Below are 14483 nucleotides of genomic sequence, written 5' to 3'. Positions count from 1 at the left end.
AAAATAACTACCAAAAGGTAGAATGAATATTTTTTGTGAATTTTTGTCAAAAAGGCTTGGAAGTTCAGCAAATGACCGCATACTAGATGTATGGTTATCCCAAAACCAGTCCCTAGCGAGAAACAGGATGTTCCTCCAGCGAGTTAATCCGGCAGCACTTCCCATGCTGCCGGATTTTTGTTTCTGGGCTATGACAATCCTGATACTTTCCTTAGGTATCTGCCCGAGTCTCTGTTGTCTGCTGTTTGTGGTCTGATAATAAAAAGAGACTTTTTCAGTATACTGCAGTCATAGCTGAATACCTGAACAAAATGTCTCTGCTGAACATTACCGTACTATTCGGCCTGCTGCCGGAGAATATCTGAATACTTCTCAGGCATGTATATCAGGAATACAGTGATTATGATTAAAGTTCTGGATGTGCCTGTTGATCAGGACCTGTCCGAGTTAAGCCGGGAGTTGTGGGCCCGGCGTATCAGTCATCAGATTCGTCATGAATCGGATCATCAGGAGATCTGGCTGGCTGATCCGGCATATTTCCCTGAGCTGTTACAGATGATCAGAGACTGGCAGCAGGGTAATCTGGCTCAGACTCAGGTCGTACGCTCCCGTTCCAGTATGCTAACCCGTGTTATATACGGCTGGCGACAATGGCCTGTAACTATTTTGTTGTTGCTGATCAGTGTGCTGGCAACCGCCGGGATTCATCTGGAAGTTCAGGGCGCTTTATTTTCTGGCATGACATTTGTGCCGGTTGGCATTCAGGGCAATCAGCTGGTCAGTGGCGAATTATCCGATGTACTGGCCAGTGGAGAGTTCTGGCGTTTTCTGACACCGATGTTTCTCCACTTTGGCTGGCTGCATCTGGTCTTTAATAGTCTCTGGGTATGGGAGCTGGGCCGGCTGATAGAGCAACAACAGAAAAGTCATACACTGATTTTTGTGGTTGTACTGAGCTCGCTGGTTGCAAATTTTTCTCAGTATCTGACAGGTAGTGTGTTATTCGGAGGCTTATCCGGTGTGCTGTACGCTTTACTGGGTTACTGCTGGTTCTGGGACCGGCTGGCAAAATATCCGATCTTCCATGTACGCAAAGGTGTCTTTATCGCTCTGATGATCTGGCTGGTATTCTGTCTGGTGGGTGGGGTCAGCATGCTGGGATTAGGCGATGTTGCTAATGCCGCTCATATTGGTGGCCTGGTTGCCGGTTCTCTGCTGGCCTGGCTGCGACTTCTTATCTTTGGAGAAAAACAACCTCCGTCACAGGTTGTGTGATCTGTCCTGCAGATTCTGGCTTATAGATGAAGATAAGATTCAATGTCTGGCAGCTGTTGTACTTATTTCCACCTGGGCAAAGTGTAATAAAAGAGTATAATCCTGAGCTTGCTGGTCGGATAACTGTGTTTCCTGCAGTGGATTCACTTATCCATTCAGGCTGGGCAAATACCTTATGATGTCCGGCCTAAGAGTACAGCTTAACCAGAATACTATTATGATCTGAGTGTGACCTGACAATAGGTGGGGGTGCGCTCATAGCAGAATTCCAGAGACCGGAGGTTCCATGTCCCTGCAAGCACTGATTCAGAATATGACACCTGAAATTTATCACAACTTACGTACTGCAGTGGAGCTGCGTAAGTGGCCAAATGGTGTTCGTCTGACAGAAGATCAGGTTGAGATCTGTATGGAAGCGGTGATTCGCTATGAGCTGACGCACGATCTGCCAGCAGAGCAACGGGTAGGCTTTATGGAAGATCAGTGTGAGAGTGATAAAGAACATACTGATATTATTAAAATTATGCACTGATCCCTGAATTGAAACGGTGCAGATAGCGGGTTAGGGGAGATAACCTGTTTTCAGCCCGGGGCTCCTGCCTGATATCGGTAACCACATTGTTCTGTGAAGCCGTATATTCTATTTAATCTGATCTGTAAACCGCAGTTTTTATACTGCGGTTTTCTGTTTCAGCTTATAGCATGTAAAGCGCATCAGTACAGAAGTACAGACTGTTCTGATCGACCGTTAGCTTTGATGAAAGAAAGATAAAAATGACGATAAACCTGTTTTCCGGCCACCTGCATAAAATGTATACCCAGGATGGCCAGGGGCAACCTGTCCAGTATCAACTGGTATTGGGAGAGACAGATATCCCGATGAATCCTCTGATTGGCAAAAAAATTACCTTGCGCCATACCGGAGTGATTAACTGCAGTCATTGCGGGCGTAAAACAAAGAAAAGTTACTCCCAGGGTTACTGTTATCCTTGTTTTAAGAGTCTGGCTCAGTGTGATACCTGTATCATGAGTCCGGAAAAGTGCCACTATCATGCTGGTACCTGCCGGGAGCCTGAGTGGGGTGAGCAGTTCTGCTTTCAGGACCATATTGTCTATCTGGCAAACTCTTCCGGGTTAAAAGTAGGGATTACCCGCGAAACCCAGGTCCCTACACGCTGGATGGATCAGGGGGCAATACAGGCTCTGCCAATTCTGAGGGTCAGTACCAGACTTCAATCCGGGCTGGTTGAGGATATCATTCGTCAGCATACTTCGGATCGCACGAACTGGCGCAATATGCTTAAAGGCATTGTGGATGAGATCGATCTGTTAGCAGAAAGAGATCGTTTACTGGCGCTGTGTGCTGACCAGCTGGCTGCATTACAGCAAGAGTATGGTGTTGATGCTATTTATACACTGCCGGATGCCCGACCTTTTATCTTCCATTATCCGGTACAGGAGCACCCGGAAAAGGTGACAGCCCTGAATCTGGATAAAACGCCAGAAATTGAAGGTGTACTGAAAGGCATTAAAGGTCAGTATCTGATTCTGGATACTGGCGTACTGAATGTACGCAAATTCAATGCTTACCATGTTGAGCTATCTGTTGCTTCCTGATGATGAAGCTCTGGTAATAAGCTGACACCTGAAAAAGGTCTGAAAAGTTACGGGCCTGTTTGCAAGGGATGAGCAGACAGGCCGGATTCGATCCGGCTGTTTAATACTCAGAACTGCATCACCTCAGTATGGCGACGTACCCATTCGACAAAAGCGGAGTTGGGTAAAGGAGGTGAATACAGGTAGCCCTGAGCCAGCTGGCAACGGTTTCTGATCAGTAATTCAGCCTGATACTCTGTTTCTACACCCTCTGCGACTACCTCCAGATTCAGATTGCTGGCCAGAGATAAAACTGAGGTAATCAGGGCATGGTCACCATGGGCCTGGGCATCTTCAGGCATAAAACTACGATCAATTTTTAACCGATCAACAGGCAGGCTTTGTAAACGCCCAAGGGATGAATATCCGGTGCCAAAATCATCAATCGCAATCTGAATCCCCTTATCCTGAAGTTGGGCAAGAACATGGGCAACGGTTTCGTCATCTTTCATCAGAGCGGTTTCTGTCACTTCTAGTTCCAGGGCTTCTGGTGGTATACCGGTTTCCTGAAGAATGGCTTGTGTATCTTCGTAAAAACTGCTGCGCAATAGTTGTACGGCAGAGACATTAACGCAGATACGTTCCAGTTCCAGCCCTTCCCGTTGCCAGTTCAGAAAATCGAGGCAGGATTGACGTAATACATGCTGCCCAAGAGGAATAATAAGTCCGGTATTTTCAGCGGCGGGAATGAACTCATCAGGGCCAATACGCTTGCCATCAGGGTGTTGCCAGCGAACCAGTGCTTCGGCACTGGAGACCATGCCTGTGACCAGATTGATCTGTGGCTGGTAGAACACTTCTAACTCTTCCGGAGCTTCTGTGATCGCCCGTCTCAGATCCAGCTCAACTTCCATTTTCTGAACCGCATTACTGGTCAACTGTCGGGTATAGAACTGGTAATTGTTCTTACCGGTATCCTTAGCCCGGAATAAAGCTGTATCGGCATTTCTGAGCAGAGTATCGGTATTTTCGCCATCTTCCGGGTAGCAACACAGGCCGATACTGGCAGTGATGAACAGTTTCTGCTCCTGTATCTCAAATGGAAGCTCAAAGGTTTTCAGCAGCAGGTCTGCAAACTGAGCACTGCCGGTCTGAGGGTTCAGGTTGCGGCCCAGGATAATAAATTCATCGCCGCCCTGGCGGGCAATAATATCCTCAGGGCCTGTGCAGGCGACCAGCCGTCGGGCTACTTCCTGTACCAGCTGATCGCCCAGCTGGTGACCAAAACTGTCATTGATGCCCTGGAAGTTGTCCAGGTCAATATAAGCGATGCAGAAGAACTCTCTTTTCTGACGGGCTTCCGGGATAAGGGTCGTTAACCGGTCTCTGAGTTGTGGCAGGTTTGGCAGCTGAGTCAGGTCGTCAATACCGGATTGTTTCAGGTTGCTGATCTCATACATTACAGCAACATACTTTTTCACAATGCCCTGCTGATTTCTAAGAGCATAAATTTTCTGCCAGATGTGCTGATCTTCGCCGTCTGCTTTTTTATTTACCAGCTCACCCTGCCAGTGTCCGGTGCGTATCAATTGATCCCAAAGGGCTTCATAAAACGCCTTATCGTGATGGCCGGAGCGCATAATGGCCGGAGTACGTCCAATGACCTGGTCCTGAGTAAAGCCCGTGATACGGGAAAATGACGGGTTGACGTTAAGGATTTCTCCTCTGGCATCGGTGATCATATAGCCTTCATCGGCCATATCAAAGACCAGTGCCGCCTGGTCCAGCTGTTGCTGTTCCCTCTGTTGTTGACTGACATCGGTAATCGCTGCAATAAAACCTGTGACCTGTTTATCCTGAATGATTGCACTCCAATCAATCAGAGCGGTAAAACTAGTATTATCGGCTGACTTTTGTGTCAGGCGAATTTGCCCTGTGTATTGTCCTTTCTCAGCCTGGGCGGTAAGACTGGCCGTCAGAAGATGAAAATCGTTGTCTGAACGACAGATAGAGATCAGGTTGTCTGGCAGGGCGTCCGATGAAAACTGATAGAGTTGTCTGGCGGCCTGATTGGTGTAAGTGATTCGGCCATCCGGAGTATATTGAATAATACTATGAGAGACTGAGTTCAGTACCTGCTTCAGGCGAAGGGTTTGCTCACTTAACTGATTTTCTACCCGTAGTCTGGCTTTCAGATCAAGATATGTTAATAAATAAATCAGACCACCAGAGATGAGTACGAATGCCCATCCTTTATAGGTCTGCAGCTGAATAAGCAGATCCGGATCGTAAATAATACTGTGCAGCAGAAGATCTGAGAAGTAGATCCAAAACAGGGAGAAAACAACGTAAACTGTAGCAATACGTACTGGTAGCGATATTGCACTTTTCTTATTTATCAGTGGCTTATCAGGATGATGCGTTAGATCTGACATTGGCTCGATTATGCCTCATTTGTCATCTCTGCCGTGCATTACTCCTTTAATTGCTGCTGACAGAATATATTCTGAAGAATAGCCTAGATTAAATAATCTAACCAATAAGTCCAGTATTCGGTCTTCTTTTTCATCATATTTTTTATACCTGTTCAGATTTACCGGACAGGGCACAACAGAATCTGTAAAGAGTTATACCTTATGAGCCATCATGAAAATAATCCTGTTATCTATCTGAAAGATTATCTGCCACCTGCTTTTCTGGCAGATAAGGTTGAGCTGACTTTTGATCTGTACCCGAATCAGACCCGGGTGAAGTCGGCGATTTATTTTACTCGTAATGAAAAAAGAGAGTCGGGTCTGCCGCTGGAGCTGCATGGTGCTGACCTGAAGCTGATCAGTCTCAGTCTTGATGGTCAGTCTGTATCAGATGATCGTTATGTTCTGAGTGATGATCAGCTGGTCATTACAGAGGTGCCGGATCGCTTTTTGTTTGAAGCAGAGGTTGAAATTGATCCGGCTAATAATACTTCCCTTGAAGGGCTGTATCGTTCTAATACCATGTTTTGTACGCAATGTGAGGCGGAAGGGTTCAGAAAGATTACCTACTATCCGGATCGCCCGGATGTGATGTCCTCCTTTACCACGACGGTAATCGCTGACAAAACCGAATATCCGGTGCTGCTGTCCAATGGTAATCCGGTCGATAAGGGGGAGCTGGACAATAATCGGCATTTTGTCACCTGGCAGGACCCTTTCCATAAACCTGCTTATCTGTTTGCACTGGTTGCCGGTGATCTCAAGCTGGTCAAGGACAGTTTTACTACGATGAGTGGTCGCGAGGTGGCTCTGGAGATCTGGGTTGAACCTGAAAACCTGAGTAAATGCGATCATGCTATGCTATCTCTGAAAAATGCCATGAAGTGGGATGAAGAGGTGTATGGCCGTGAGTACGATCTGGATATTTATATGATCGTTGCGGTGAATGACTTCAATATGGGGGCGATGGAAAATAAAGGCCTGAATATTTTTAACTCTTCCTGTGTGCTGGCGCGGGCTGATACCGCAACGGATATGGCGTTTCAGCGCATTGAAGGTGTTGTCGCCCATGAATATTTCCATAACTGGTCCGGCAATCGGGTAACATGCAGGGACTGGTTCCAGCTATCGCTGAAGGAAGGTTTTACAGTTTATCGGGATCAGTGCTTTTCTGCTGATATGAATGATGCTGCCGTTAAACGGATTGAAGATGTCTCCATGTTACGAACGGCTCAGTTTGCAGAAGACGCCGGGCCGACAGCCCATCCGGTACGCCCGGATCATTTCATTGAGATTTCTAACTTTTATACCCTGACTATTTATGAAAAAGGCTCTGAAGTGGTACGCATGATTGCCAATCTTCTGGGGCCTGATCTATTCCGTAAAGGCAGTGACCTTTATTTTGAACGCCATGATGGCCAGGCAGTGACTGTAGAAGATTTTGTCGCAGCCATGTCAGAGGTGTCTGGTATTGATTTTGAGCAGTTCATGCGCTGGTACAGCCAGGCAGGGACGCCTCAGCTTGATGTATCTGATCACTATGATGCCGAGACGAAGCAATATCACCTGACGATTCGCCAGATGACACCAGTGACAAAGGATCAGCAGGACAAGCTGCCGTTACATATTCCGGTGAAAACGGGACTGCTGAACACTGATGGTCAGGATATACCTCTTATCCTTGTTCAGGGAGAAGCGTCCGGACAGCAGGGTGATACAGATCGTGTGCTGCATTTAAGAGAAGCAGAACAGACCTTTATTTTTGATCAGATTCCGGATGCCCCTGTTCCGTCTTTATTACGTGGTTTCTCAGCCCCGGTAAAACTGAGCTTCCCTTATAGTCAGCAGCAGCTGTTACACCTGATGCGTCATGACAGCGATGGCTTTAATCGCTGGGACGCGGGGCAACGACTGGCGGTTGATGCATTGCAAACGATGGTATCTGAATTTGAATCCGGTCGGGTGCCTGAACTGGATAGCGGACTGGTTGAAGCCTGGCGTAATTTACTGGGTTCGGACTTGTCACCGGCTATTCTGGCTGAAATGCTGTCATTGCCTGAGGAAGCTTACCTGGGAGAGCAATATGATGTGATTCCGGTTGATGGGATTCACGCTTGTCGTCGTATTGCCCGTAAGACGCTGGCTCAGGCGCTGGAAAGTGAATTGCGGACCTGTCTGGAGACCCATCAGCTTTCCGGGCCTTATAAGCCCGATGCCGATGATATTGGTAAGCGTCGGTTAAATAACACCTGTCTGTCTTATCTGATGACACTTGAAACAGCCGAGATCACAGAGCGGGTCTGGCAGCAATTTAACCAGGCTGACAACATGACGGATCAGCAGGCGGCACTGACGATGCTGGTGCATTCCGGGCAGGATGAAAAGGCCCGTGAAGCACTGGAACAGTTTGAGCAGCAATGGCAACAGGACGCCCTGGTGATGGATATGTGGTTCCAGGTTCAGGCCCGTCGTCCTCAGCCCGATGCGCTGGCCAGAGTTAAGGCGTTGATGAGTCATCCCGGCTTCAGTCTGAAAAACCCGAACAAGGTTCGTTCTCTGGTCGGGGCTTATTGCGGGCAGAATAGGGTGAACTTTCATGGTCTGGATGGCCACAGCTATCGCTTCCTGGCGGATGTGGTACTGGAGCTGGACCAGATGAATCCTCAGATTGCCTCTCGCCTGATCACTCCTCTGACTCGCTGGCAGAAATTTGATGCTAAGCGTCAGCAGATGATGCAGACCGAGCTACAGAGAATTGCACAGGCCGAACTGTCAAATGACCTGTATGAGGTGATATCAAAAGCGCTGCCATAGCCTTTTGATATAAAGAAAAGCCCCGGTATCATAGATACCGGGGCTTCCAGAGTAATGCCGTTGTCCGGGTGCAGAAATACGGCAGACAGGGAAAGCTATGATAGCTTACATATTCTGAATACCGCGTCCTGCTAAGCGTTATCCATATGGCTGTACAGTCGGATCAATGCTGGTGACCGCCTGCGCCATGAGCATGACCGTGCTCTTTTTCTTCTGCTGTCGCTTCGCGCACTTCGACTACTTCAACGTCAAAGTTCAGAGTAACGCCTGCCAGAGGATGATTGGCGTCAATAGTGACCATATCTTCTTCAACTTTGGTTACAGTCACAGCAATAGGCTGTCCTGCATTGGATTCTGCGTGGAACTCCATACCCACTTCAACCTGGTCAACACCCTGGAACATTTCTGTAGGCACTTGTTGAACCAGTTCTGAAACGTGTTCTCCGTAACCATCTTCCGGAGCAACCGTCACATTCAGCTTGTCGCCTGCGCTTTTACCCAGCAAAGCATTCTCCAGACCCGGAATGATATTGCCTGCGCCCTGCATATATGCCAGAGGATCGGAACCAGCTGAGCTATCTATGGTCTCACCTGTTTCGTTAGTCAGTGTGTAGTGAATCAGAACAACTGCATTATCTTGAATTTCCATGAAATAACCCTTTTACCTGGAGTGCATTGATTGTGAGTTATCAGCATAACATATCAGGATAAGTATCCCAGCGAGCGGGGCTGGATTATTTTATGGATATCAGAAAATATCGTATTGTGTATGGTAAAACAGTGAAAAGAAGTTAGTATGCTTACGAAAAATTACATAAAGGTGCGCTTAAGTATATGATGCATGCGTTTTTGAAACAAAGTGTTGCTTTAGAGCAAGACTTTTTTATCCTGCAAGAGCACAATATGCTGCCCATTTTTTTGCAATTACACTGCATAGCATAACTACATATCTATCGACTTCCCCTTTTTCTCAGAGCAACAGGAAGTATTGCCATGAAAAAAAACCTGCCAGTTACCCAGGTCGACCGAACTTTCCCTGAAGATGTGCCCCTGGTATCCACTACAGATCTGAAGGGGAAAATCACTTTTGTGAATGATGCTTTTGTTGAAATATCCGGATTTACCCGTGAAGAGCTGATGGGACAGTCTCACAATATTGTACGGCATCCGGATGTACCTCCTCCGGTCTTTGCAGATATGTGGCAAACCTTGCAACAGAGTAAACCCTGGATGGGGATTGTAAAAAACCGGTGTAAGAATGGAGATCATTACTGGGTTAATGCATTCGTGACGCCTATCCTGGATAATGGCCAGATTGTCGGCTACCAGTCTGTCCGGTCTAAACCTAAAGCAAGTCAGGTGAGTCGGGCAGAAGAAATCTACAATCGTGTTAATAGTGGCAGAAAGCGCTTTAGCCTGTATGACATTAATCTGTCCATTAGTATGCCTGCGATTGCGATTATGTCTGCTCTGGTACCAGGCATCATTGAGTGGACCCTCGAGTTATCTCCGGAAGTGGCTCTGGCGGTGGCAGCTGTTGAAGCTGGTATTGCTATCCTGCTGGTGAACTTTTTCCTGAAACCTCTGAAAAAAGCAACAGTACGTGCAAAAAATTACGTGGATAGTGAGTTGCTGAAAGAGATGTACGCGAATTGTCGTTCAGAAGCCGGACAATTGTATCTGGCAGCGATTATGCGTGAGGCTAATGTCAGAGCGATGACAACCCGAATCAGTCATTCCGCGAAAGAGCTTTATGCTCTGGGGGATGAGACGACGACGATTGCTGATCAGGCCTCTGAAGCGATTAACAGGCAGGCTGCTGAGGTTGAGCAGATTGCAACTGTGATCAGCGAACTATCAGGGGCCATTGATGATGTTGCTCAGAATGCTAACAGTGCTTCTGATGCGACCCATCAGGCTAATGATCTGGCTCAGCAGGGTAAGTCCGTTGTCAGTGATACCGCTGCAGCGATTAATGAGCTGGCTTCAGCCATTGAAAGTGCCTCTGTTAAAGTGACCAGTCTGCATCAGGCAACAGATGATATTTCGTCGGCGATCAGTGTGATTACCGAAATTGCTGATCAGACTAATCTGCTGGCGTTGAATGCTGCTATTGAAGCGGCCAGAGCCGGGGAGCAGGGGCGTGGTTTTGCGGTAGTTGCAGATGAGGTACGTGCCCTGGCGCAGAGAACCCAGGACTCTACCGGAGAGATCTACGGCACTCTGGAGCGCCTGAAGCGTGAAACAGAGGAAGTGGTTAAAGTCATGAACTCCAGCCAACAAAGTGCCCGTGAGTGTGTGGATCAGGCTCAGGTTGCCGGTGAAACCCTGGATGCGATCAGTAGTACTATGCAATCGATTACTGACCGCAGCCAGATGATTGCCGCGGCTGCAACAGAGCAGAGTGCTGCATCAGAAGAGATTCGGAATAATCTGGATTCTGTGAATGCGGCAGCAGCTGAGGCGACAGAGTCCTCAATCAGAACAAAAGAAGCATCTAATAATCTGATTGATAATGTGAAGCTGATTATGCAGAGCATTGCACGTTAATTTTATCCGGATACATCCTGTTATTTCTGAATCATGCCCTGCTTTTGCGGGGCTTTTTTATTTGGACACAGAATGGATAATCGATTCATTGCAGGCAGTATCAGGGAAGATACGGATAACAAAGCATAATCAGTAAGTTATATTATACTGCCTTAACCTTACTGTTATAGTGTCATTGTGATGTCATAGCAGCGTAATACCATAGACATTTCTTTGTATTCAGGATTTACCGGAACAGGGCATGATGAACACGGTCGAGAAGCGTCCCGTCTATTTACAGGTCAGAGATCAGCTGGCGGATAAAATTCAGTCGGGAATCTGGCTGGCAAATGAAAAGTTGCCAGCAGAGAGGCAATTATCGGAGCAATTCAGTATTACCCGTGTGACTGCCAGGCAAGCTCTGGTTCAGCTGGAAGCAGAGGGGCTGATCTTTCGCTCTAATCGTCGGGGCTGGTTTGTTACGCCGCAGCGTATTAATTATGACCCTAGTCGCGATATCGGTTTTGTCAGCTATGTTGAAGAGCAGGGTTTCAGTGCCAGAACGGAAACTTTGTCCAAAATGCTGATAGAAGTACCAGACTGGGTTGCTGAGCAGGCAGGTATTCCTGAGGGGACGCCGGTTTATGAGATTTTTCGCCGCCGTTATATTAATGAACGTCCCTGTCTGATTGAAAAGATCTATCTGAATCCGAAAAACTGCCCTGGAATTCTGCAGCACTCTCTGGATCGTTCTCTGTGGCATCTGTTGCGGACAGAATATAAGCTTGATCCGTATGAACGCCATATCGAAATTTATCCACAAACACTGGAAGCACGGGTTGCTGATGCTCTGGCAGTGAATACCGGTTCTACCGGTCTCTACATTCGTCGATTGTGTCATGATCAGAACGGTGAGTTTCTGGAGCTGGATGAAGAGTTCTGGCTGCATAATGCTATGAAGGTCGTGGTCAGTGTCACGTCTAATGGGTAATGACCCTCGCCGCTGTCGTCTGTGGCTGCTTGCTCAAAACAGGCAATATCCGTTTTTATTCCTGTAAACTTCAGCTTGTCTTTAAAGTGTCAATAAACTGACATAATCTCTTTTTAGAATCTGGTATATACCAGATTGAAAGGCGATTTTATGTCTCACTCTACCCGTATTGTTATTATTGGCGGCGGCATCCTGGGCTGCTCGGCTGCATTTCATCTGATGAAGCAGGCGAACTGTGAGGTTGTTCTGCTGGAAGCAGCCACTCTGGCAGCGGCGACGACCAGTTCTGCAGCAGCTTTATTGACCCGTGCACGCCAGAAGCCTGTGATTGCCGATCTGGTCCGGCAAACATTTCTGGCGATTGATGAGCTGGAATGCCTGCTGAATGAAAAGCTGCCATATAACCAGGCCGGTAGTCTGCATATTGCCAGTCGAGCTGAGTCTGAGCGTCAGATTCAGGAGATGGCTGAACTGGCAGAACAACAGAATCTGCCAGTGCACTGGTTATCATCACGTCAGGTTGCTGAAGCTTGCCCCTGGTTACAGGTGCCAGAGCAGACACTGGCCGCTTTGATGCCGGAAGATGGTTTTATCGATCCTTATCAGCTGGCGATGGCTTATGCACAAGCTGCCCGCCTGCTCTCATCCCGTTCATCTTCGTCTTCCCTGATGATTCGACAGAACAGCAGAGTAGCTTCCTTATTGCAGACAGTATCCAGTCAGGGGGCTGTGCAGGTTACCGGTGTTGAGCTGGCCGATGGCGAAAAAATCATGGCTGATATTGTGATTGATGCGGCAGGCCCCTGGTCCACTATGCTGGCTCGCCAGGTAGGAGTCAATCTGGCTATGGCACCTGTTCGCAGTCATTACTGGATGACAGGAAAGTTAGCTTCAGTACCGGTGGATTCTCCTATGGTTATTCTGCCGGACGCCAGAGCTTATGCCCGACCTGAAGTGGGGCATCTGCTTTTTGGCCTGAGAGATTATGAACCGGTATATACATCGCCTGAACGATTGCCTGATAACCTGGCCGGGTTCAGTTTTGGCTGTGATGAACAGGGCTGGGAGGCACTGGAAGCGGGCTTTGAAGATCTTTTGCCTTTCTTTCCAGAGCTGGCGCAGACAGAGGTTGAGCACTATATCTCAGGTATTTCCAGCTATACACCGGATGGCAGCCCTCTGATTGGCACTATGATCCGGGCTGATGGCAGCAATCTGGCTTCAGGTTTTCTGGCAATGACCGGATGTTCCGGAGGTGGCATAGGAATGTCCGGAGGATTAGGCCGCCTGATTGCAGAACTGGCAACCGGACAAGTGTTATATACCGATGCTTCAACTCTGGCGCTGAATCGGTTCGGTGTAATAGATCCTCTGAATGATGACTTTCAGAAGCAATGTGCATTAGCAAGATGCGGTAAGCGCAGCGGTTAATTCTGTGTTTCATAAGCGTGTAAAAGTTGGGCCGCAGATCGGTTTCAGCTGGCTTATGAGGCCCCAGAGGCTACAGGTCTATGCTGATATTATGACTGTCATCAGAAAATAATATTTTTCCATGCGACTTTTTCTGTCGTAAATCAGGTGGTTAAGAATTTAAAACATCAGCTGATCAATTATCCACAAAGATTTCATTTTTCGTTCACTGAACTGAAATATTGAGTTGTTAATTTTTGGTATATACCAAAAACCACAGACGATTGAGGTGTGTTACAAATGAAACTGGTAAATCAGATTAAGCTCGTGGCGCTGGGCCTGACAGGCTCTATGGTTCTGGCAGCTTCTGTTGCTCAGGCGCAGACTGAACTGAAGGTCTATACCGCTCTGGAAACAGAACAGCTGAAACCTTATGCCAAGGCATTCAATGAACAGTATCCGGATATCAAAATCAAGTGGGTACGTGATTCTACCGGTATTGTAACCGCTAAGCTGCTGGCTGAGAAAAATAACCCTCAGGCTGATGTGGTGTGGGGCCTGGCAGCGACCAGTCTGCTGGTTCTGAAAGAACAGAATATGCTGCAGCCATATGCACCAAAAGGCATTGAGATGCTGTCTCCTAAGTTCCGTGATGCCGATGCTAACCCTTCCTGGGTTGGTATGGATGCCTGGATGGGTGCTCTGTGTTTCAACACCATTGAAGCGAAAAAGCACGGCCTGCCTAAGCCGACCAGTTGGGAAGATCTGACTAAGCCTGTTTATAAAGGCCACGTCATTATGCCTAATCCGGCTTCTTCCGGTACGGGTTTCCTGGACGTATCTTCCTGGCTACAGATGTTTGGTGAAGATAAAGGCTGGGGTTATATGGACCGCCTGCACAATAACATCGCACGTTACACTCACTCAGGTTCAAAGCCATGTAAGCTGGCAGCAGCCGGTGAAACCGCAATCGGTATCTCCTTTGCTTACAAAGGTGCCAACCTGAAGAAGAAAGGTGCTCCTCTGGATCTGGTATTCCCTCAGGAAGGTCTGGGCTGGGATATGGAAGCGGCAGCCATTGTTAAAGGCACTGACAAGATGGATGCGGCTAAAAAGCTGATGGACTTTGCGATCACTAAGCAAGCGAATGAAATGTACAACAAGAGCTTCGCGGTGGTGGGTTATCCTGGTGTCGCTAAGCCGATTCCTCATTATCCTGCAGATGCTGAGGCGCTGATGATTGACAATAACTTTGAATGGGCTGCCAGTAAGCGTAAAGAAATTCTGTCGACCTGGCAGGCTCGTTACGATGGTAAGAGCGATCCTAAATAAGGCATGACGCTTTCCCTGTGCGACAGCAGGAAATGACATCGACTGATGTTATTTCCTGCTGT

General features: G+C 47.7%; 10 protein-coding genes. 8 read left to right on the top strand and 2 right to left on the bottom strand.

The genetic code is table 11. The features are described 5' to 3' along the window. Positions 1-402: 402 nt before the first annotated feature. The 3 genes from H4O21_RS01870 to H4O21_RS01860 all read left to right on the top strand — a co-directional run bounded on the left by H4O21_RS01870 (position 403) and on the right by H4O21_RS01860 (position 2892). Positions 403-1275: a rhomboid family intramembrane serine protease gene (locus H4O21_RS01870; protein WP_182807152.1), complete on the top strand. Its 873-nt coding sequence runs from the start codon at positions 403-405 to the stop codon at positions 1273-1275. Between the two features lie 286 nt (positions 1276-1561). Next, positions 1562-1807 (top strand): YeaC family protein, encoded by a 246-nt coding sequence (locus H4O21_RS01865; protein WP_182807151.1) that lies wholly within the window; start codon positions 1562-1564, stop codon positions 1805-1807. 242 nt (positions 1808-2049) lie between these two features. After that, positions 2050-2892, top strand: a complete 843-nt coding sequence (locus tag H4O21_RS01860; RefSeq protein WP_182807150.1) for a DUF2797 domain-containing protein — start codon at positions 2050-2052, stop codon at positions 2890-2892. 107 nt (positions 2893-2999) lie between these two features. Here H4O21_RS01860 and H4O21_RS01855 read toward each other — a convergent pair whose 3' ends face one another. Then, positions 3000-5306: an EAL domain-containing protein gene (locus tag H4O21_RS01855; protein WP_182807149.1), complete on the bottom strand. Its 2307-nt coding sequence runs from the start codon at positions 5304-5306 to the stop codon at positions 3000-3002. A 201-nt stretch (positions 5307-5507) separates the two neighbouring features. Between H4O21_RS01855 and pepN the strand changes: the two genes are divergently transcribed. Further along, complete coding sequence (gene pepN, locus H4O21_RS01850) at positions 5508-8159, top strand: aminopeptidase N (protein WP_182807148.1); 2652 nt, start codon at positions 5508-5510, stop codon at positions 8157-8159. 163 nt (positions 8160-8322) lie between these two features. On the opposite strand, the gene H4O21_RS01845 is transcribed toward pepN, so the two are convergent. After that, positions 8323-8808, bottom strand: coding sequence for an FKBP-type peptidyl-prolyl cis-trans isomerase (locus tag H4O21_RS01845; RefSeq protein ID WP_182807147.1), 486 nt, complete (start codon positions 8806-8808; stop codon positions 8323-8325). A 344-nt stretch (positions 8809-9152) separates the two neighbouring features. Here H4O21_RS01845 and H4O21_RS01840 point away from each other — a divergent pair, with 344 nt between their 5' ends. From H4O21_RS01840 to H4O21_RS01825, 4 genes are all read left to right on the top strand, one after another. Beyond that, positions 9153-10709 (top strand): methyl-accepting chemotaxis protein, encoded by a 1557-nt coding sequence (locus tag H4O21_RS01840; protein WP_220495466.1) that lies wholly within the window; start codon positions 9153-9155, stop codon positions 10707-10709. 241 nt (positions 10710-10950) lie between these two features. Further along, positions 10951-11679, top strand: a complete 729-nt coding sequence (locus H4O21_RS01835; RefSeq protein ID WP_255487090.1) for a UTRA domain-containing protein — start codon at positions 10951-10953, stop codon at positions 11677-11679. Between the two features lie 150 nt (positions 11680-11829). After that, positions 11830-13110: an NAD(P)/FAD-dependent oxidoreductase gene (locus tag H4O21_RS01830; RefSeq protein ID WP_182807146.1), complete on the top strand. Its 1281-nt coding sequence runs from the start codon at positions 11830-11832 to the stop codon at positions 13108-13110. Between the two features lie 279 nt (positions 13111-13389). Then, positions 13390-14421: a putative 2-aminoethylphosphonate ABC transporter substrate-binding protein gene (locus H4O21_RS01825; RefSeq protein WP_182807145.1), complete on the top strand. Its 1032-nt coding sequence runs from the start codon at positions 13390-13392 to the stop codon at positions 14419-14421. The last annotated feature ends 62 nt before the right edge of the window (positions 14422-14483 follow it).

Source organism: Oceanospirillum sediminis (assembly GCF_014164585.1).
GTDB lineage: Bacteria > Pseudomonadota > Gammaproteobacteria > Pseudomonadales > Halomonadaceae > Oceanospirillum > Oceanospirillum sediminis.
This window is presented reverse-complemented; position numbering and strand designations above follow the sequence as displayed.